Origin of the sequence: Pseudomonas sp. DG56-2 (assembly GCF_004803755.1) — a bacterium.
Taxonomy (GTDB): Bacteria; Pseudomonadota; Gammaproteobacteria; order Pseudomonadales; family Pseudomonadaceae; genus Aquipseudomonas; species Aquipseudomonas auratipiscis.
This window is the reverse complement of sequence record NZ_CP032311.1, coordinates 2,599,271-2,615,941: the sequence shown is the minus strand read 5'-3', so window position 1 is coordinate 2,615,941 and position 16,671 is coordinate 2,599,271. Positions and strand designations below refer to the sequence as shown.

The window sequence follows — 16,671 nt, the reverse complement described above, 5'->3', positions numbered from 1 at the left end:
TCAGCCGAACTGTTCGATCAGTTGCTTGCGCTGTGCGTCACTCAGTAAAGGGCCACTACCGGCCTTGAGCTGATCGAGTTGGCGGTCTGGACGACCGGTGGCCGGAATCACTGCCGTCACCGCCGGATGGCTGATGGCAAACTTGAGAAACAGCTGCGCCCAACTGCCGATGCCCGCCTCCTGCGCCCAGGCCGGCAACGCCTGGCCCTTGACCTTGGCAAACAGTCGGCCGTCATCGAAGGCGCGATTGATCAATACTGCTACGCCTTTGTCCTGTGCCAGTGGCAGCACGGTACGGGCAGCCGCCGGGGAATTGACCGAATAGTGAATCTGAATGAAATCCAACTGCTCGTTGCGCAGGATGCCTTCAAGTGCATCCAGGCCACTGTCTACATAATGGGTTACACCCACATAGCGGGTGAGGCCCTGCGCCTTCAGCTCGCGGGCATATGGCAGCTGGCGCTGCCAGTCGCGCAGGTTATGGATTTGCAGCAGATCGACCTTGTCGGTGCGCAGGTTTCGCAAGGTGGCGGCCCACTGCGCCTCGGCCGCAGCGCGACTGTCTGCGGCTATCTTGGTGGCCAGAAAGGTTTGGCCGCGCCAGCCACCTTCCTCAAGCAACTGGCCCAGCACTGCATCGGCGCCACCGTAGTTGGGCGAGGTATCGATAACCTGGCCACCGCCGTCGAAAAACACCTTCAGAACCTGCTTGAGCTGCTGGTACTGCGCCGAATCCGCCTCGACTTCGAAACTGCCGGAGGTACCCGCTCCAATCACCGCCAGCGCCTCGCCACTGGCGGGGACCTTGCGCGTAAGCATCAGATGGCTGCTGGCAAAACCTGGGCCCGACAGCCCCAGGCAACTAAGGCCCACGGCAAGCGTGGCGCTGGCGGCTAGAAAATCACGACGGCTGGGCATGGCGGGCTTCCTGGCTAATGGCTGGGCCAAAGGAAAAGCTTAGCCTTGTGAAATTTACCCCGCCCCCTCAATCGTTACCGTATGTGTTGTTTTCGATTGGAGTACATTTGTACTCTTGCGCATTGACAGGCATGGCGCCCACACCAGCGTTTTCCTCAATGCCCACTCTCAAAGTGGCTGATTGCGCAAAAAACCGCGACCTTGCGCATACGCCGACTATATTGAGCTTGTCCCCGCCCGTAGCCTGAGCGCGCACTATGCTCGATACCGATCACCTGATCATCTGCGAACATTGCGATTGCGTTTATCACAAGGTCCCCCTCGGCAAGCACCAGAAGGCCTTGTGCCTGCGTTGCGGCGCGGTCCTGCAGCGCTATAACGGCCTGACCCTGCAACAGCGTCTGGCCTTGAGCGTCACCGCCGGGGTGCTGTGGGTGCTGGCCAACTTCTACCCGGTGATGAGTATCAGCCTGCAGGGTTTTTCCAACAGTGCGACGCTGTGGGATTCGGTGCGCGCCCTGGCCACCGGCCCCATTACCTTTATTGCCCTGGTGGCGGCCATCTCGATCATCATCGCGCCCATGTTCCAGTTGCTGCTGCTGATCTGGGTGCTGTGCTTTGCCATGGCCGGGCAACGCTCGCCGGCCTTTCACCTGTGCATGCGCTGGCTGGAAACCCTGCGCCCATGGAGCATGCTCGAGGTCTGTCTGTTGGGTGCCTTGGTCGCGGTCTTCAAGCTGGCCGGGTTGCTCGATGTGCTACCCGGTATCGGCCTGATTGCGCTGGCGGCGCTGAGCCTGTTGATGATCCGCATTGCTGGGCGTGATATCCGCGAACTGTGGGATACCCTGCCATGAGCCGCCCGCCGCTCGCCTGCGAGCTGAAGCTGGTGCTGTGCCACGCCTGCGGCAAGGCCTGCGATACGGATCGCTCTATGCACCACTGCGAGCGCTGCGGCGCGCCGGTACATGCGCGCAAGCCTAATTCGCTGACCCGCACCTGGGCGTACCTGATCGCGGCGCTGGTGTTCTATGTACCCGCCAACCTACTACCGGTGATGAACACCAAAATGCTCGGCAGTGGTGAGGACAGCACCATCATGAGCGGGGTTATCGAATTCTGGTCCCATGGTGCCTGGGATATCGCCCTGATCATTTTTATCGCCAGTATCGCCGTGCCAGCGACCAAGTTCGTCGCCCTCGGCTTGCTGCTGATAACCGTGCAACGCGGCAGCAATTGGGCGCAGAAAGAGCGCTCCAAGCTTTATCGCTTCGTCGAGTTGATCGGTTACTGGTCAATGCTCGACGTTATCGTCGTGGCGCTGGTTGCAGCGCTGGTGAAATTCCAGGCGTTGGGCGACATAGAACCGCGCCCGGGCATTCTGTTTTTCGGCCTCGTGGTGGTGTTCACCATGCTCGCCGCCATGAGTTTCGATCCCCGAATGATCTGGGAAAGCCGCCAACCTGAGGAGCACACGGATGAAGTCAGCAGTCACTGAGGAGCCGCCAGTGCCGGGCTCATCGACGGTTAAGACCCGACGCTTCAGTGTGTCGCTGGTATGGATCGTGCCGATCATTGCCGTGTTGATCGGCATTTCACTGGTTGTACACAACTGGCTGCAACAAGGGCCGACTATCCAGATTACCTTCAAGACCGGCGAAGGGCTGACCGCCAACAAGACCGAGGTCAAGTACCGCAATGTGGTCATCGGTCATGTCACCACGGTGGAGCTGAGTCAGGATCAGAAAAGCGTTACCGCCACCGTCAGCCTGGTCAAGCAGGCTGACAACTTCACCCGCGAAGACTCCAAGTTCTGGGTGGTGCGCCCACGCATTGGTGCCGGCGGCGTTTCCGGGATCGACACGCTGTTTTCCGGCGATTTCATTGGTGCCGACTTCGGCCAGTCCAGCACCCGCGCCAAGGCATTCAAGGGCCTGGAGATGCCACCGCCGATTACCTACGGCGAGCCTGGCAAGCGTTTTACCCTGCATACCGACGACCTGGGCTCGCTGGGGGTGGGCTCACCGGTGTACTACCGCAAGATTCCCGTAGGCCAGGTGGTGGCCTATGAACTGTCCAAGGACGGCAAAGGCGTCGACATAGAAGTTTTCGTCCACTCCCCCAACGATACATTCATTACTGACAACACCCGCTTCTGGAACGCCAGTGGCATCGATGTAGAAGCTGGCGCCAACGGTTTTGCGGTACGTACGGAGTCGCTGTCGTCGCTGCTGGTGGGCGGGATCGCCTTCCGTGCCCCGCAGTACAACCCCGAAGACCAGGTAGCCGCCGAAGACAAGGTGTTCGAGCTGTTCGAGGATGAAAAGACCGCGCTCGCCCCACCCAACGGTAAACCGCAATACTTGGCCCTGCGTTTCGACCAGGCCCTGCGCGGCTTGAGAGTGGGTGCGCCGGTGGAGTTCCTCGGTGTAGAGATCGGCCGAGTAGTCTCGGTGAACCTGGACTTTGATGTCGAGCAGCGCTCCTTTCCGGTCAACGTCGGTATCGTGATTTATCCGCAACGCCTGGGAAGAGCGCACACCAAACTGCTCAAGGCGCTGCATCATGACCCTGATGATGAAAAAGCCGCCGCGCAGGTGCTGGGCACCTTTGTCGAGAACGGCCTGCGCGCCCAGGCGCGTAGCGGCAACCTGCTCACCGGGCAGTTGTATATCGCCCTGGATTTCGACCCCAAGGCTGCGAAAGTGGCGTTCGACCCGACGGCGCGGCCAATCACCATCCCTACGGTGCCGGGCAGTCTTGAGCAGCTTCAGGAGCAGTTCCAGGCCATGGTCGAACGCATCAACCGCCTGCCCATCGAGCGTATCGCCAACAACCTCGATGCCAACCTGGTGGAACTGCGCAAGGGCCTTGCACAGTTCAACTCGCGCACCTTGCCAGGGGTCCAGGGCACCTTGCAGGAGGTCAGCAAAACCCTGCAGTCGGCCAACTCGACCTTGGCCGACGACTCGCCGCAGCGCGAACAACTGACCCAGACCCTCGATGAACTGGGCCGTATGTCGCGCTCGATGCGCGAGCTGGCTGATTACCTGGGGCGCAACCCCGAGTCCTTGCTGCGCGGCAGACCCAAGGATGCCCCGGCTGACCACCTGAAACCCTCATCCAGCAACTGACGCAGGAGCACCGATCATGGCGAACGCCACAAAATTCGCAGTGCTGGGTCTGATTGTGCTGCTGTCTGCCTGTCGCAGCGACCCCATTCACTACCACACCCTGACCCCGCAACAACCAGCATCGGCCAGCAACGCCGACATCCAGTTAGAGCGCATCAGCGTGCCGCCGCAGGTCGACCGACCACAAGTGGTGGTGCGCCAAAGCAACAGCAGCCTGGCAATCCTTGAGACCGAATGGTGGGGCGCAAGCCTTGCCGACGAGTTGCAAAACGCCCTGACCAACCAGTTCACCGGCAGCAGTCAGCCACGCCTGGGCTTGCGCGTGGATGTGCAGCGTTTTGATTCGGTACCGGGCCAGTACGCGCTATTCGACGCGCGCTGGCGGCTGCGCACGGCAGGTGGAACGGAAGCCAGCGCGCTCAACTGTCGCAGCGTCATCCAGACCCCGGCCGGCGCCAGCATCGAAGAGCTGGTAGTTGCCCATCAACAGAACATCAAACGCTTCACCGAACTGGTAAGCCAGGCTGCCAGCACCGGCGCCAACCGCTGCCCGTCCGTACGCTAACATTGCCTACCCAAGGAAGCTGCCATGACTGAGCAACGCCCGATACAGTTTGGAAACGGCAGAGAACTGCTGGACGTTCTGATCAGAGCAGGATTGATCGCGGTACTGGTGATGTTCTGCTTCGAGATCTTCAAGCCATTCCTGAGCCTGATGCTCTGGGCGGTAATCCTCGCGATCACCCTCTACCCCTTGAACCAGCGGCTGGCCAGCATCCTCGGCAACCGCCCCGGCTGGTCGGCGATTATTCTGGTGATCATCGGCCTGGCGTGCCTGATCGGCCCGTTGAGCCTACTCGGCACCTCAGTGGCCGAATCGGTCAGGCTGGGCATTCAGGGCTTCGAAGACCAAGTCATCGAAATTCCGCCACCGCCCTTGAATGTCCGCGACTGGCCACTGATCGGTGCGCCGCTATACCGCATCTGGGAGCATGCCAGCGGCGACCTGAGCTGGGCGTTGTCGCAGGTGGCCCCGCACCTCAAAGGCGTGAGCAAGACGGTGCTGACTCAACTGGCGGGTGTCGGCTCGGGCATCCTGGTGTTCGTACTGGCCCTGATCGTTGGCGGCATAATAATGGCCAAGGGCGAAACCGGTCACCGCACCGGTGTTGCCATCGCCACGCGTATCTCCGGCCCGCAGCGTGGCCCGCAACTGGCAGCCCTGTGCACCGCCACCATCCGCGCCGTCGCCCAAGGTGTGGTCGGCATTGCCTTTATCCAGATGCTGCTGGTGGGCATCGGCCTGGTCGTGATGGGCGTACCGGCAGCCGGCGTACTGGCCTTGCTGGTACTGCTGCTGGGCATTACCCAATTGCCAACCCTGCTGATCACCCTGCCGGTGGTCATCTACGTATTCGCCCACGACGGCGTCGGTGTCAGCACCGTCCTTTTCGCCATCTGGACCATCCTCGCCGGCCTCTCCGACAACGTCCTCAAACCCCTGCTGTTGGGCCGAGGCGTAGCGGTTCCCATGCCAGTGGTCCTCATCGGCGCCTTAGGCGGTATGCTCACCAACGGCATCATCGGCCTATTCATAGGTCCGGTATTACTGGCAGTGGGGTATGAACTGTTCATGAGCTGGGTTGCCCAACCGCTGAGCGAGCCTGCCGCCATCGAGGAAAAACCTTGATCTGCGCTTGATCGCTACCCGTCTCTTCAAGCACAAGGCCCCACAGGAGCCCCACAGCGCAGCGAAGGGTCCTGGAGGGCCAAACCCTTCGCTTATGGGGCGACTGCCAAAGCAAGGCGTCGCCAAGCCACAACAGAGACCAGGCACGGCCCTAAATACTCATCAGCAACTGCCCGCTGTCGACCCGCAACTCAACCCCATTGATCGCCCGCGACTCATCACTGGCCAAGAACAACACACTGGCAGCGACATCCTCTGGTAGACACATGCGCTGCATCGGATCGCTGTCGATAGTCATCCGCTCAGGGGCCAAACCTGCCGGCCAACTACCGCGCGTCATAGCGGTGAGTACACTGTCCGGGTGCAAGGTATTGCAACGAATACGGTACTTGCGCTGGCGACAATGCACCGCCACCGAACGCGACAAAGCCGCCACTGCGCCTTTGGAAGCGCTATAGGCCAGGTAATCACCGCGCCCACCCAACGCTGCAATAGATGACATATTGATGATCGAGCCACCCGTTGCCTTCATCAGCGCAATGCCCTCACGGCAGCCGAGAAACACGCTGTCGCTGTTCACCTGCAGTACCCGATGCCAGTCATCCAGCAACGTATCTTCAATCGAGCCGCTGCGCAGGATGCCCGCGTTATTGAACAGAATATCCAGGCGCCCATGCCGATCACGCAAATAGGCCATCACCTGCTGCCAGTCGCTTTCACTGCTGGCATCGTGACGAACAAAGGCGGCGGCCGGGCCTATCTCGGCGGCAAGGGCCTGGCCTGCTTGTTCATCAATGTCGCTGATCACCACCTGCGCGCCTTCTGCCGCCAGCAACCGTGCGCAAGCGCGGCCAATACCGTTTGCGCCGCCTGTGACCAAGGCAACTTTGCCCTGTACTCGTCCACTCATATACCGGTCCTCGTTGGAATTGCTTGCGCCGTATCGCGGGGCAGGCCCGCCTCTGAAACCCTCACTGAAGCGGCGGCGCAACCGGCCCGGCGCCCGGAAAACACGCAGTCCGCCAAGGACAGGCCACTGATGTACAGGTGCGACGGAATGCCCAGCGCCGTGCGTCCGGCGGCGTACAGACCGGCAATCGGCTGACCGTTGCTGTCCAGCGCCGCGCCGGTGTCTTCGTCCACTTTCAAGCCGCCGAGGGTCAACGCCCCGAGGGGGAAAATCGGATTGCCAACGGAAATATCACAGGCATAGAACGGCCCCTGATCGAGCACCTCGCGACAGCCGGTGGACTTGCCGAACTCGTCCTCACACTCGCCTCGGGCGGCGCTGTTGTTGCGCGCCAGCGCCTGGTTCAAGGCATCGACCTGCATACCGGCAGCCTTGGCCAGTTGCGCCGGGGTCTTGCCCTTGCGCGGCTTGAACAACATCAAGGCCAGTGCCGGTAAAGCCTGGAACCACCAATAGCCACCGAACAGCGCCTGCCTGATCGCCTTGGTCCGCAGTCGCGCATCGAGCACCAACCAGGCGCGCCCACCCTGCTCTTCCATCAGCGGCTGGCCAAGCGTGGCCCCATAGACTTCCTCGTTGCAGAAGCGCTTACCATCGCGATTGACCACGATGCCTTCGGGCCAACAATGCGGTGGGTTGATAAAGCGCCATGCCGAAACACGCTCAAGCCCGGCACTGGCGGCACCAGCGCTTTGCCCCAGGCGCAGGCCGCTGCCATCGCAACCGGTGGCGCCGACCTTGAAGTTGCGGCGATAGGCGGGTGCATGCTCGCGCATCAACTCTCGGTTGAAGATAAAGCCCCCAGTACTGAGCACCACGCCCTGCCGTGCGCGCACCCGGTATGCCTGGGCGTGCTCTCGCTCCAGGCGAGTGGCGCGCTGGCGTAACTTGTCACAGTAGCCGGGTGCGAGGTTTTGCCAGCGTTCGGCGCGTGCCATCAGCCGCGTATGGGCCTTGGCCGCCTCGCTACCCGGCAGCAAGCGCCACAACTCGGCACCGATCACCCGGCCTTCGCCGTCCTGCACCAGGCGCCGCGCCGCCGATTGCAACAGCGGACGGACACCCGCTTTCAGGCAGGCTGACTGCAGATGGCTGTACAGCACAGCGCCGCACTGCCCTTTGCCCACTGTACGATGACCGCGGGCTGCCGGGGCCAGCGTACCGGTATGCGACGGCACCAACTCATTGCCGGAGTAATAGAGAAAATAGCCATCTGCAGGATAGGAGGTCTTCCCGCCGGGCGGCATCTGGTGACCGAACGGCGCACCGTGGCTTTGCAGCCATTCCAGGTTGGCCACACTCTGTTCGCAGAATCGGCGCAGCGTGCTGTCGCTGACCACCCCGCAGGTTTCGTGCTTGAGGTAATCGAACATCGCTTGTGGACTGTCGCTGATGCCGGCGGCCTGCTGCTGGCGGGTGCCTCCCCCGGCGTAGACAACGCCACCGCTTTTAGCGCTGGCGCCACCACCGGTGAAACGGTCGGCGATCAACACGTCGGCGCCATTGGCCCGCGCCTCAAGGGCCGCGCAGGCTCCCGAAGCGCCCCAGCCAATCACCAGCACATCGCACAGATCGTCCCACTTCAACAGCTTGCTGTCGCTCACTCGCAAGGGTGCCAGGATGGTGCTGCAGGTTGAATCCTTGTTTATTGGCTGCATGGTGGCTCCTAACGTTGGCTGGCGAGGTGGTTGGCGGCGATAAAGGCGAAGGTCAGCGCCGGCCCCAGGGTGCCGCCGGCACCGGGATAGCTGGTGCCCATCACCGAGGCCGAGCAGTTGCCAATGGCATACAAGCCGTCAATCGGCTGGCCGTCTTCGCGTACCACCTGGGCGTCGGCGTTGGTCAACAGGCCACCCTTGGTGCCAATGTCACCAGCATCCATGCGCATGGCGTAGAAAGGCCCTTTGCGCAGCGGCGCCAAGCACGGGTTGGGTTTGATATTGCTGTCGCCGTAATAGCGGTCGAAGACATTGCCGCCGCGGCCAAAGTCCGGGTCTGTACCGTTGCGCGCATAGTCGTTGACCTTGGCCACGGTATTCTCCAGGCCATCAGCGTCTACACCGATCGACCGAGCAAGCTCGGCCAAGGTCTCGGCCTTGAAGTACAGGGTGTTGCGCCACTCCTTGGGCAAGCGGCTGTCGGGCATCACCTGTGCCGGCATCAGCGGGCCCATGGCATAGTGCTGGCGAAAGTGGCCGTCAAAAATCACCCAGGCTGGCACGCTGTGGCCACCGGTTACCTGGTTGTCGCGGTACATAGCGTCGACGAACTCAAGGTACGGCGCGGCCTCGTTGACGAAACGCTGGCCGTGGCCATTGACCACAATGGCACCGGGGAATGCCCGTTCGGCAAAGATGCCACGTGGTTTGTCCTCACCCGGTACGGCAATGGTTGGCGCCCACCATGCCCAGTCCATCAGCGCTGTTGCCGCGCCCTGGGCGATCCCGGCCTGCAGCGCTGCGCCGGTATTGTTGCCCGGCGGGGTTGCACTCCAGGCCATGCGCGTAGGCTGCGGCAGGTACTGTTCGCGCAATGCCTGGTTCTGTTCGAAGCCACCGGAGCCGAGGATGACCCCGAGACGTGCCCGAAGCGTAAGCGGCTGCCCGTCTCGCATCACGTTGACGCCAGCAATGCGCTCGCAATCGCTAAGCAAACCGGTGAAATCGGTGTTCAACCACAGCGGCACATTGCGGTCCATCAACGAGCGCCGCAGCGCAGCGACCAGCGAACTGCCCAGCGCCGCGCGACGGTCGTACTTGCTTTTGCGCCGCCATTTGAAGTCCAGTTTGTAGCGCAGCATCAAACCGAGAATCAGCAACTGCCAACCAAAACCACGGGCCATGGCCTTGTGGGCGTCGCGTGCGGTCCAGGCAATGCGCCCCATGAGCAAGGTGGTGGGTGAAGGCTTGCGCAGATTGTTCAGTTCATCGCCCAGTTCACTGGTGTCGAACGGTTCAGGGTCCAAGGTGCGGCCACCTGGCAAGGCACCCGGAAGGTGCGGGTAGTAATCCGGGTACTTGTCGGCCACCGCGTAGCGCACACGGCTGGTACGGGTGAGGGTTTCAATCATCTTCGGCGCGTTGTCGAGATAGGCGCGCAAGCGCTCCTCGCCCACCTGTTCACCGGCGGCCGCCTGCAAATAGGTCAAGGCCTGTTCGGCACTGTCGGCCCCACCCTTGCGGGCGAAGTAATGATTGTTGGGAATCCAGATCCCGCCGCCAGAAATCGCCGAAGTGCCGCCGTACTTGTCGCTCTTTTCCACGATCAGCACGCTGAACCCCTGGTCGGCGAGAAACACCGCCGAGGCCATCGACCCAGCGCCTGAGCCGACCACAATCACGTCATAGACAGTTGGAGCCTGAACTTGAGCAGTCATTGTTGTTATGCCATTGGCTGAAATTCAGTGTGGATCATCGACCCGGCGCAGACCGTGCTCATCGTCAAAGCGGACTAGATGCAACGCCGCGCAGGGCTGGCCTCAACGGTAAAAAGCGTTAGTCCATTAAGACGATGTGTAGACAAGACCCGCGCCCAATACTGGCACCACGAAATCCCACCCCATGAGGACATGTCATGGCTACGCCAAACATCGGTTTCGACCCTCAAGCCTTCCGCAATGCGCTGGGCACGTTCACCACCGGGGTCACTATCATCACCACCCAGGCCGAAGACGGCTCGCCAGTGGGAATCACCGCCAACAGTTTCAACTCGGTATCGCTCAATCCGCCGCTAGTGCTCTGGAGTTTGTCGAAAAAAGCCCGCAGTTTGCCGGTATTCAGCACCGGCAAACACTGGAACGTGCACGTGCTGTCTACCGAACAAGAGTCGCTGTCTGGCCGTTTTGCCACTCAGGGCGAGGACAAGTTCGCCGAAATCCAGTTCGACAGCGGCATCAGCGAAGCCCCCTTGCTACAGGACTGCACCGCGCGCTTTCAGTGCCGCACCGCGTTCCAGTACGAAGGCGGCGATCACGTGATTTTTGTCGGCGAGGTGCTGGCATTCGATCACAGTGAGCGTGCGCCGCTGGCGTTCCAAAGCGGCCAGTACGCCCTGGCCATGCGCAAACCGCGCAGCGAACTGCGCCTGGCTACCACCCCACCGCCGCCCGAGTGCAGCTACACCGAAGACCTGCTTGGCTATTTGCTGGGACGCGCGCACTATCAGTTGCTCAACGCTTTGCGCCTGTTGTTGAACAACCAACAATTGGATGAACAGGCGTTTTTCATTCTCTCGGTGCTGTGCATCCGCGACAACCTCAGTCTGGAAGAGATCAACACCTTCGTGAACTACACCGGTCACGAAGTGACACTGCCAAGCATGCGCTTCCTTGAGCGACAGAATCTGGTAGCCATTGAAGGGGGTCCAGGCCAACAGCGCTTTGTGCTTACCGCCAACGGCCGCGAAGCATCGCTGCAACAATTGGCCCTGGCCAAGCTGGTCGAGGAGGATTTGTCAGTTAAATTGGGCCCGGCTGACGCTCAGGCGTTGAAGGTGTTGCTCAAGCGTCTGATCGTGGTCAGCGACCCAGGTCTGCCCGACTTGTGGGCGCCGCGCTGACGCGCACTCACCGCTTGGCCCGCAACTGTTTTACAATGCATGGCGCTCGAGGCCTCTCATTTTCAGCCTCGAGCACCGAGGCGGGTAATGAACACCATCGAGCGCTATCTTCAGGCGGCCACCCGCGACAACACCCGACGCAGTTACCAAGCGGCGGTCCAGCACTTCGAAGTAAGCTGGGGTGGCTTTCTTCCCGCCACCGCCGACAGTATTGCCCGCTACCTGGCCGACCACGCTGACACCCATGCAATCAGTACCCTCAAACAGCGCCTGGCGGCGCTTGGGCAGTGGCATGTCAGCCAGGGTTTTCCCGATCCGACCAAGGCACCGGTGGTACGCCAGGTGCTAAAGGGTATTCGAACCCTGCACCCGGCCGAACCCCGGCAAGCGGCGCCATTGCAAATCCAGCACTTGCAGCAAGCCATTGCGTTCCTGGAGCAAGAAGCCCGCCAGGCCCGCGAGCGTCACCACCTGCCCGAGCTGTTGCGGGCTCGACGCGATGTGGCGTTATTGCTGATCGGCTTCTGGCGTGGTTTTCGCGGCGATGAACTGGCTCGTCTGCACGTCGAACATATTCAAGCTCAGGCCGGCAAAGGCATGCACATTTACTTGCCACGAAGCAAAGCTGACCGCCAGGCACTCGGCACTCGCCATCAGGCGCCAGCACTGAAAGTGCTGTGTCCAGTGCAGGCCTACCTGCAATGGATCGAAGTGGCAGGCATCGCGCACGGCCCGGTGTTCCGCAAACTCGATCGCTGGGGCAACCTGAATGAGGCTGCGCTCAACAGCAACAGCCTGATCGCCTTGTTGCGGCGCATCCTGGAACGCAGCGGGATCTCGGCTTCTTCATATACCAGCCACTCGTTGCGCCGCGGCTTTGCCACCTGGGCTACCAGCAACGGCTGGGAGATCAAGGCATTGATGAGCTACGTCGGCTGGAAAGACGCCAAGTCGGCGTTGCGCTACATCGATGCCTCGGCCTCTTTCGGCGAACTGGCTGTGCTCGACAAGCCACTCGAGCAGCCTGCAATCATCGGTTAGGCGCTGATTGATGGGCACACGACCACAAGCGCGCAACATCGCCAGCACGATCCCGCAATAACTCTGCGGCATTACCACACGCCTGTTCGAGGCTCATCGGCCCGCTGGTCACAGCGAACGCAGCGTCAATGCCGTGGCCGTACAATTGCTGGTAACCTTCTCCCAGGGTTCCGGCGATGACCAGCACCGGTACACCGTGGCGCTTGGCAACCCGAGCGACACCGAAGGGTGTTTTGCCCCGCAATGTTTGCGCATCGAAGCGCCCTTCCCCGGTAATCACCAGATCAGCGCCTTGCACGGCCGATTCCAGGCCGGCCAACTCTGCGACCACGTCGATACCCGGCCGGAAGGTCGCCTGCAGGAACGCCTTTGCCGCAAAGCCCATGCCGCCAGCGGCACCGCAGCCTGGAAAGTCACGCACGTCTTCGTTGAGCCACGCTGCGCAGTGATCGGCAAAGTGCCCCAAGGCTTTGTCCAGCATCAGCACCTGATCAGGACTGGCGCCTTTCTGGGGGCCGAAGATAGCCGACGCGCCATTGCTGCCGCACAGCGGGTTATCAACGTCGGCGGCAACTTCCAACTGCACCCGGGCCAAGCGCGGGTCCAGCGCGCTGGCATCAAGGCGCGCCAGTTGGCTCAACGCCAGGCCACCCTCGGCCAGCGCCTGATCCTGCGCGTCGAACAGGCGCACGCCCAAGGCCCTGAGCATGCCGCTGCCACCGTCGTTGGTGGCGCTGCCGCCGATCGCCAGAATGATCCGCTGCGCACCGGCATCGAGGGCAGCGCTGATCAACTGGCCGGTGCCAAAGGTGCTGCTGCGGCACGCGTCACGCTGTCCAAGGCCGAGTAACTGCAGGCCGCTGGCCTGGGCCATTTCGATAATCGCCGTGTGGCTGTCGGCCAACCAGCCCCAGCCGGCTTGCACTGTCTCGCCCAGCGGGCCTTGTACGTGCTGACGACGCAGTTCACCACTACAGGCCGCAATAATTGCCTCCATGGTGCCTTCACCACCATCGGCCATCGGCCGCTTGAGCAACTGCGCGTCAGGCCAGACCTGGGCCAGACCCAAGGCGATGGCATCTGCCACACCTTCAGCGCTGAGACTGTCCTTGAACGAGTCGGGGGCGATGACGATTTTCATGGGGGTTCTCCTGCTCCAGTTCGTTGCATGCTGACAGCTAGCGCGTGCGCGGGCTTCTGGCGGATGCACAAAATCTGCATGTGTGCATTGGGCAGTTTGCCAATCAGGCGTTTACCGGCAGCAGTTGCAAGCCCAAGTACAAACTCAGCATGCCGTCCAGGCGCAGCGGATCGACCTCGCTCAGTTCGGCAATACGCTCCAGGCGATAACGCAAACTGTTGCGGTGAATTCCCAGGGCGTCGGCACAGGCCTGGCTTTGCCCGTCATGGGCGCACCAGGCGCGCAGTGTCGCCAGTAGCTGACCACTGTTGTCCTTGGCGCGGATGCGTTGCAGGGGTTCGAGCAGCTCATCCAGGGCATCATCGTTGCGGTGGCGCCACAGCAATGCCGGCAGCCGGTAACGCTGCAGCGTGAGCGTTTGCTCGCCCGGCACCACTTCGCAACCATAGGCCAGCAGGTCTCGCACGCGTCGATAGCCGCGGCGCAATTGTTCGATGCTTTGGGCGGGCAGACCTGTTGCCAGGCGCTGCACCTGCCAGCCATGACGCTGCAACCGTTCCAGCAGCCGCGACTCGTCCATGGCAACATTGGCCGGGCGGCACCATAGCAATGAGTGACGCGCCGGGCTCACACACCAACTGTCGGGGTAACGGCTCATCAACCAGCTGGCCAACTCTTCGGCTGCAGGCCCGTTGTCCAGTTCGAACAGGCATGGAACGCGCGCCAGTTGCGGCTTGAGCCCCAACTGGCGGGCCTCGTCGAGCAGACGCGGCGAATCGCCCGAACCGCCCAGTAACAACGCGAGCAGATCGTCACAGCGTTGTCGTCGCCATTGCTGCTCCACCTGCAGGTGGCGCTGAGCCAGGAGCATTTCCGCGGTCATGCACACCAGTTGCGCGTAGGTTCGCAGGTGCTGCGGGTCACCGGTAAGCCCCAGCACCCCCATCAAGCGTCCGTCGAGCAACAAGGGGACATTGATTCCCGGCTGCACCCCTTTCAGGCATTTGGCGGCCTCGACATCAAGTTCGACGATGCGACCATTGGCCAACACCAGCTGCGCGCCCTCGTGGCGGGTGTTGATGCGCTCCGGCTCGCCGCTGCCGAGGATCAGGCCCTGACTGTCCATGACGTTGACGTTACACGGCAGAATGGCCATCGCCCGATCGACGATATCCTGCGCCAGATCATGGTCCAGTTCGAACATGAGAGGATCCTTGTTATCGCAACAGTTGGTCCGGGGCACAGCAGGTCAGTCGATTTGCTGTGCAAAAGCACAAAGACAGCCACGGCCCGCTCACTGAGACTCGTCGCAGCAGCCACATTGACGCTGACTGCGGCGATAAACATAAAAACAGAGAGAGAATCATGTCATACAGCTCTGCCCCTGACCAAGGCCAAGACGTCGCCCGCAATGCCCTTTACCGGCGCATTACCTGGCGACTGATTCCCTTCATCTTCATCTGCTATCTGTTCAACTACCTGGACCGGGTGAACGTCGGTTTTGCCAAGTTGCAGATGCTTGATGCGCTGAAGTTCAGCGAAACCATCTACGGCCTCGGCGCCGGGATCTTCTTCATCGGCTATGTGGCATGCGGCCTGCCCAGCAACCTGGCGCTCAACCGCTTTGGTCCACGACGCTGGATTGCGTTGATGATGATTGTCTGGGGCACGTTATCGACCTGCCTGCTGTTTGTAACTACACCGATGGAATTCTATGCCCTGCGCCTGTTTACCGGTGCGGCTGAAGCAGGCTTCTTCCCCGGCATCGTGTTGTATCTCTCGCGCTGGTTCCCGGCCACGCGCCGTGGTCGGATCATGGCTCTGTTCATGTCGGCGATCCCGGTTTCCGGCTTGCTGGGCGGTCCGTTTTCCGGCTGGATCCTCAACCACTTCGCCGCCGGCCAACATGGCATGGCCGGCTGGCAATGGATGTTCCTGATCCAGGGGCTGCCCACCGTACTGCTTGGTTTCCTTGCGATCTTCCTGCTCAGCGACGGTTACGCCACCGCCAAGTGGCTGAACCCGGCCGAGCGTCAGCTCATCAAAAGCGACCTTGACGCCGATGCGGCAAGCAAACCAGTGACCACCAGCGACAGCCTGTTGTCGGTGTTCAGCAACCCGATCATCTGGACTTTCGGCTTTGTCTACTTCTGCATCCAGAGCGGCGTGTATGCGATCAACTTCTGGCTGCCATCGATCATCAAGAGCCTGGGTTTCAGCGACGCCTTGCTAATTGGCTGGCTGAGCGCGATTCCTTACTTGCTGGCGGGGGTCTTCATGCTGCTGGTGGGCCGTTCGGCAGACCTGCGCAACGAGCGACGCTGGCACTTGGTCGTGCCCATGTTGATGGGCGCGCTGGGGCTGCTGATTGCGGTGAACTTCGCGCATAACCCGGTGATTGCCATTATCGGCCTGAGCATTGCCACCATGGGCGCCCTCACCGGCCTGCCCATGTTCTGGCCGATGCCGACCGCCTTGCTCAGTGCCGGCACTGCGGTGGCAGGGCTGGCAATCATCAACTCGGTCGGGCAGATGGCAGGCTTCCTCAGCCCGTACCTGGTTGGTTTCATCAAGGACCAAACCGGTTCAACCGATGCAGCGCTGTATTCGCTGGCCGCCTTGATCGTGGTGGGCAGCCTGGTGGCATTGCGCGTATCACGCGTGCGCACGCTCGGCACAGTGGGCGAACAGGCTAACTGAAGGTGACTAAAGAGGCCGGTCGTAGTGGACCGGCCTGCTTGTTCAGCACTTGCCCTTACTCGAACATCACCTTGCCACGGTCGTTACGCCAATGCTCGAACGGGTGGTTCGCTATCAGAAATGGAATTAATCATCGGCTAATCCGTTCTGATGATAGATAGCCCATTGCGAGTATCCTGCGATGTTTCCAATCACTCCCGACCGTCGCTACCTCGTCATCCAGGGACAGTTGTGGCGATGCAGCAACCCCGGCTTGTCCCAGGAGCAGCGCCAACGACTCGTCGACAGCCTGATGAGCGCCCGCCGCCAGATCAGACAAGCCAAGGCAACCCATGACGCTCCATTGCTCACCAACGCGCGCAAACAAGTGCAGGCCGCCAAGGTTGCCCTGGGAGAGCGAGGCCCCGTGTGGTGGACTGACGGCGCCCCCGACTACAACCGTTACAAGATCGAGAACACACCCTATGTGGACTGGTTCAACGGGCTGACAGAAGACCAGAAACAAGGATGACAGTTACCC

The 16,671-nt window shown here is 61.4% G+C and carries 15 protein-coding genes; 9 read left to right on the top strand and 6 right to left on the bottom strand.

The genetic code is table 11. The features are described 5' to 3' along the window. Positions 1-918: an aldo/keto reductase gene (locus D3Z90_RS11845; RefSeq protein ID WP_136475971.1), complete on the bottom strand. Its 918-nt coding sequence runs from the start codon at positions 916-918 to the stop codon at positions 1-3. A 257-nt stretch (positions 919-1,175) separates the two neighbouring features. Here D3Z90_RS11845 and D3Z90_RS11840 point away from each other — a divergent pair, with 257 nt between their 5' ends. Genes D3Z90_RS11840 through D3Z90_RS11820 form a run of 5 tightly spaced genes read left to right on the top strand, consistent with a single transcriptional unit; the run spans position 1,176 to position 5,742 of the window. Beyond that, positions 1,176-1,775 carry a paraquat-inducible protein A gene (locus D3Z90_RS11840; RefSeq protein WP_136475970.1) on the top strand — a complete coding sequence of 200 codons (600 nt, stop codon included), beginning with the start codon at positions 1,176-1,178 and terminating at the stop codon, positions 1,773-1,775. After that, positions 1,772-2,416 carry a paraquat-inducible protein A gene (locus D3Z90_RS11835; RefSeq protein ID WP_136475969.1) on the top strand — a complete coding sequence of 215 codons (645 nt, stop codon included), beginning with the start codon at positions 1,772-1,774 and terminating at the stop codon, positions 2,414-2,416. The genes D3Z90_RS11840 and D3Z90_RS11835 overlap by 4 nt, the downstream gene beginning before the upstream one ends. Further along, entirely contained in the window at positions 2,397-4,052 is a 1,656-nt protein-coding gene (locus D3Z90_RS11830; RefSeq protein ID WP_136475968.1) for an intermembrane transport protein PqiB, read from the top strand. Before D3Z90_RS11835 ends, D3Z90_RS11830 begins: the two co-directional genes overlap by 20 nt. Before the next feature lie 16 nt (positions 4,053-4,068). Continuing rightward, positions 4,069-4,617: a membrane integrity-associated transporter subunit PqiC gene (locus D3Z90_RS11825; RefSeq protein WP_136475967.1), complete on the top strand. Its 549-nt coding sequence runs from the start codon at positions 4,069-4,071 to the stop codon at positions 4,615-4,617. 24 nt (positions 4,618-4,641) lie between these two features. Next, the gene (locus D3Z90_RS11820; RefSeq protein WP_136475966.1) at positions 4,642-5,742 is read left to right on the top strand and encodes an AI-2E family transporter; all 1,101 of its coding nucleotides are present in this window, start codon (positions 4,642-4,644) and stop codon (positions 5,740-5,742) included. 151 nt (positions 5,743-5,893) lie between these two features. Here the strand turns inward: D3Z90_RS11820 and D3Z90_RS11815 are convergent, their stop codons facing one another. Genes D3Z90_RS11815 through D3Z90_RS11805 form a run of 3 tightly spaced genes read right to left on the bottom strand, consistent with a single transcriptional unit; the run spans position 5,894 to position 10,088 of the window. After that, the gene (locus D3Z90_RS11815) at positions 5,894-6,652 is read right to left on the bottom strand and encodes an SDR family oxidoreductase (RefSeq protein ID WP_136475965.1); all 759 of its coding nucleotides are present in this window, start codon (positions 6,650-6,652) and stop codon (positions 5,894-5,896) included. Beyond that, positions 6,649-8,370, bottom strand: coding sequence for an FAD-binding protein (locus D3Z90_RS11810; protein ID WP_136475964.1), 1,722 nt, complete (start codon positions 8,368-8,370; stop codon positions 6,649-6,651). Before D3Z90_RS11810 ends, D3Z90_RS11815 begins: the two co-directional genes overlap by 4 nt. Positions 8,371-8,378: 8 nt before the next feature. After that, on the bottom strand, positions 8,379-10,088 hold the full coding sequence (locus D3Z90_RS11805; RefSeq protein ID WP_136475963.1) for an FAD-dependent oxidoreductase: 1,710 nt from the start codon (positions 10,086-10,088) through the stop codon (positions 8,379-8,381). Between the two features lie 197 nt (positions 10,089-10,285). Between D3Z90_RS11805 and D3Z90_RS11800 the strand changes: the two genes are divergently transcribed. Both D3Z90_RS11800 and D3Z90_RS11795 read left to right on the top strand, forming a co-directional pair. Next, positions 10,286-11,269, top strand: a complete 984-nt coding sequence (locus D3Z90_RS11800; protein ID WP_136475962.1) for a flavin reductase family protein — start codon at positions 10,286-10,288, stop codon at positions 11,267-11,269. An 87-nt stretch (positions 11,270-11,356) separates the two neighbouring features. Further along, complete coding sequence (locus D3Z90_RS11795; protein ID WP_168198462.1) at positions 11,357-12,310, top strand: site-specific integrase; 954 nt, start codon at positions 11,357-11,359, stop codon at positions 12,308-12,310. Here the strand turns inward: D3Z90_RS11795 and D3Z90_RS11790 are convergent. Together D3Z90_RS11790 and D3Z90_RS11785 are read right to left on the bottom strand one after the other, a co-directional pair. After that, a complete protein-coding gene (locus tag D3Z90_RS11790) occupies positions 12,300-13,451 on the bottom strand; it encodes a glycerate kinase (protein ID WP_136475960.1) in 1,152 nt (383 codons plus the stop codon). The genes D3Z90_RS11795 and D3Z90_RS11790 overlap by 11 nt on opposite strands. Before the next feature lie 103 nt (positions 13,452-13,554). Beyond that, positions 13,555-14,655: a sugar diacid recognition domain-containing protein gene (locus D3Z90_RS11785; protein WP_136475959.1), complete on the bottom strand. Its 1,101-nt coding sequence runs from the start codon at positions 14,653-14,655 to the stop codon at positions 13,555-13,557. Between the two features lie 161 nt (positions 14,656-14,816). Here D3Z90_RS11785 and D3Z90_RS11780 point away from each other — a divergent pair, with 161 nt between their 5' ends. Beyond that, entirely contained in the window at positions 14,817-16,151 is a 1,335-nt protein-coding gene (locus tag D3Z90_RS11780) for an MFS transporter (protein WP_136475958.1), read from the top strand. A 181-nt stretch (positions 16,152-16,332) separates the two neighbouring features. Beyond that, the gene (locus D3Z90_RS11775) at positions 16,333-16,662 is read left to right on the top strand and encodes a hypothetical protein (RefSeq protein WP_136475957.1); all 330 of its coding nucleotides are present in this window, start codon (positions 16,333-16,335) and stop codon (positions 16,660-16,662) included. The last annotated feature ends 9 nt before the right edge of the window (positions 16,663-16,671 follow it).

Coding starts and splice junctions, on each gene's coding strand:
- D3Z90_RS11845 (WP_136475971.1), bottom strand. CDS start 918: ATGCCCAGCCGTCGTGATTTTCTAGCCGCCAGCGCCACGCTTGCCGTG.
- D3Z90_RS11840 (WP_136475970.1), top strand. CDS start 1,176: ATGCTCGATACCGATCACCTGATCATCTGCGAACATTGCGATTGCGTT.
- D3Z90_RS11835 (WP_136475969.1), top strand. CDS start 1,772: ATGAGCCGCCCGCCGCTCGCCTGCGAGCTGAAGCTGGTGCTGTGCCAC.
- D3Z90_RS11830 (WP_136475968.1), top strand. CDS start 2,397: ATGAAGTCAGCAGTCACTGAGGAGCCGCCAGTGCCGGGCTCATCGACG.
- D3Z90_RS11825 (WP_136475967.1), top strand. CDS start 4,069: ATGGCGAACGCCACAAAATTCGCAGTGCTGGGTCTGATTGTGCTGCTG.
- D3Z90_RS11820 (WP_136475966.1), top strand. CDS start 4,642: ATGACTGAGCAACGCCCGATACAGTTTGGAAACGGCAGAGAACTGCTG.
- D3Z90_RS11815 (WP_136475965.1), bottom strand. CDS start 6,652: ATGAGTGGACGAGTACAGGGCAAAGTTGCCTTGGTCACAGGCGGCGCA.
- D3Z90_RS11810 (WP_136475964.1), bottom strand. CDS start 8,370: ATGCAGCCAATAAACAAGGATTCAACCTGCAGCACCATCCTGGCACCC.
- D3Z90_RS11805 (WP_136475963.1), bottom strand. CDS start 10,088: ATGACTGCTCAAGTTCAGGCTCCAACTGTCTATGACGTGATTGTGGTC.
- D3Z90_RS11800 (WP_136475962.1), top strand. CDS start 10,286: ATGGCTACGCCAAACATCGGTTTCGACCCTCAAGCCTTCCGCAATGCG.
- D3Z90_RS11795 (WP_168198462.1), top strand. CDS start 11,357: ATGAACACCATCGAGCGCTATCTTCAGGCGGCCACCCGCGACAACACC.
- D3Z90_RS11790 (WP_136475960.1), bottom strand. CDS start 13,451: ATGAAAATCGTCATCGCCCCCGACTCGTTCAAGGACAGTCTCAGCGCT.
- D3Z90_RS11785 (WP_136475959.1), bottom strand. CDS start 14,655: ATGTTCGAACTGGACCATGATCTGGCGCAGGATATCGTCGATCGGGCG.
- D3Z90_RS11780 (WP_136475958.1), top strand. CDS start 14,817: ATGTCATACAGCTCTGCCCCTGACCAAGGCCAAGACGTCGCCCGCAAT.
- D3Z90_RS11775 (WP_136475957.1), top strand. CDS start 16,333: ATGTTTCCAATCACTCCCGACCGTCGCTACCTCGTCATCCAGGGACAG.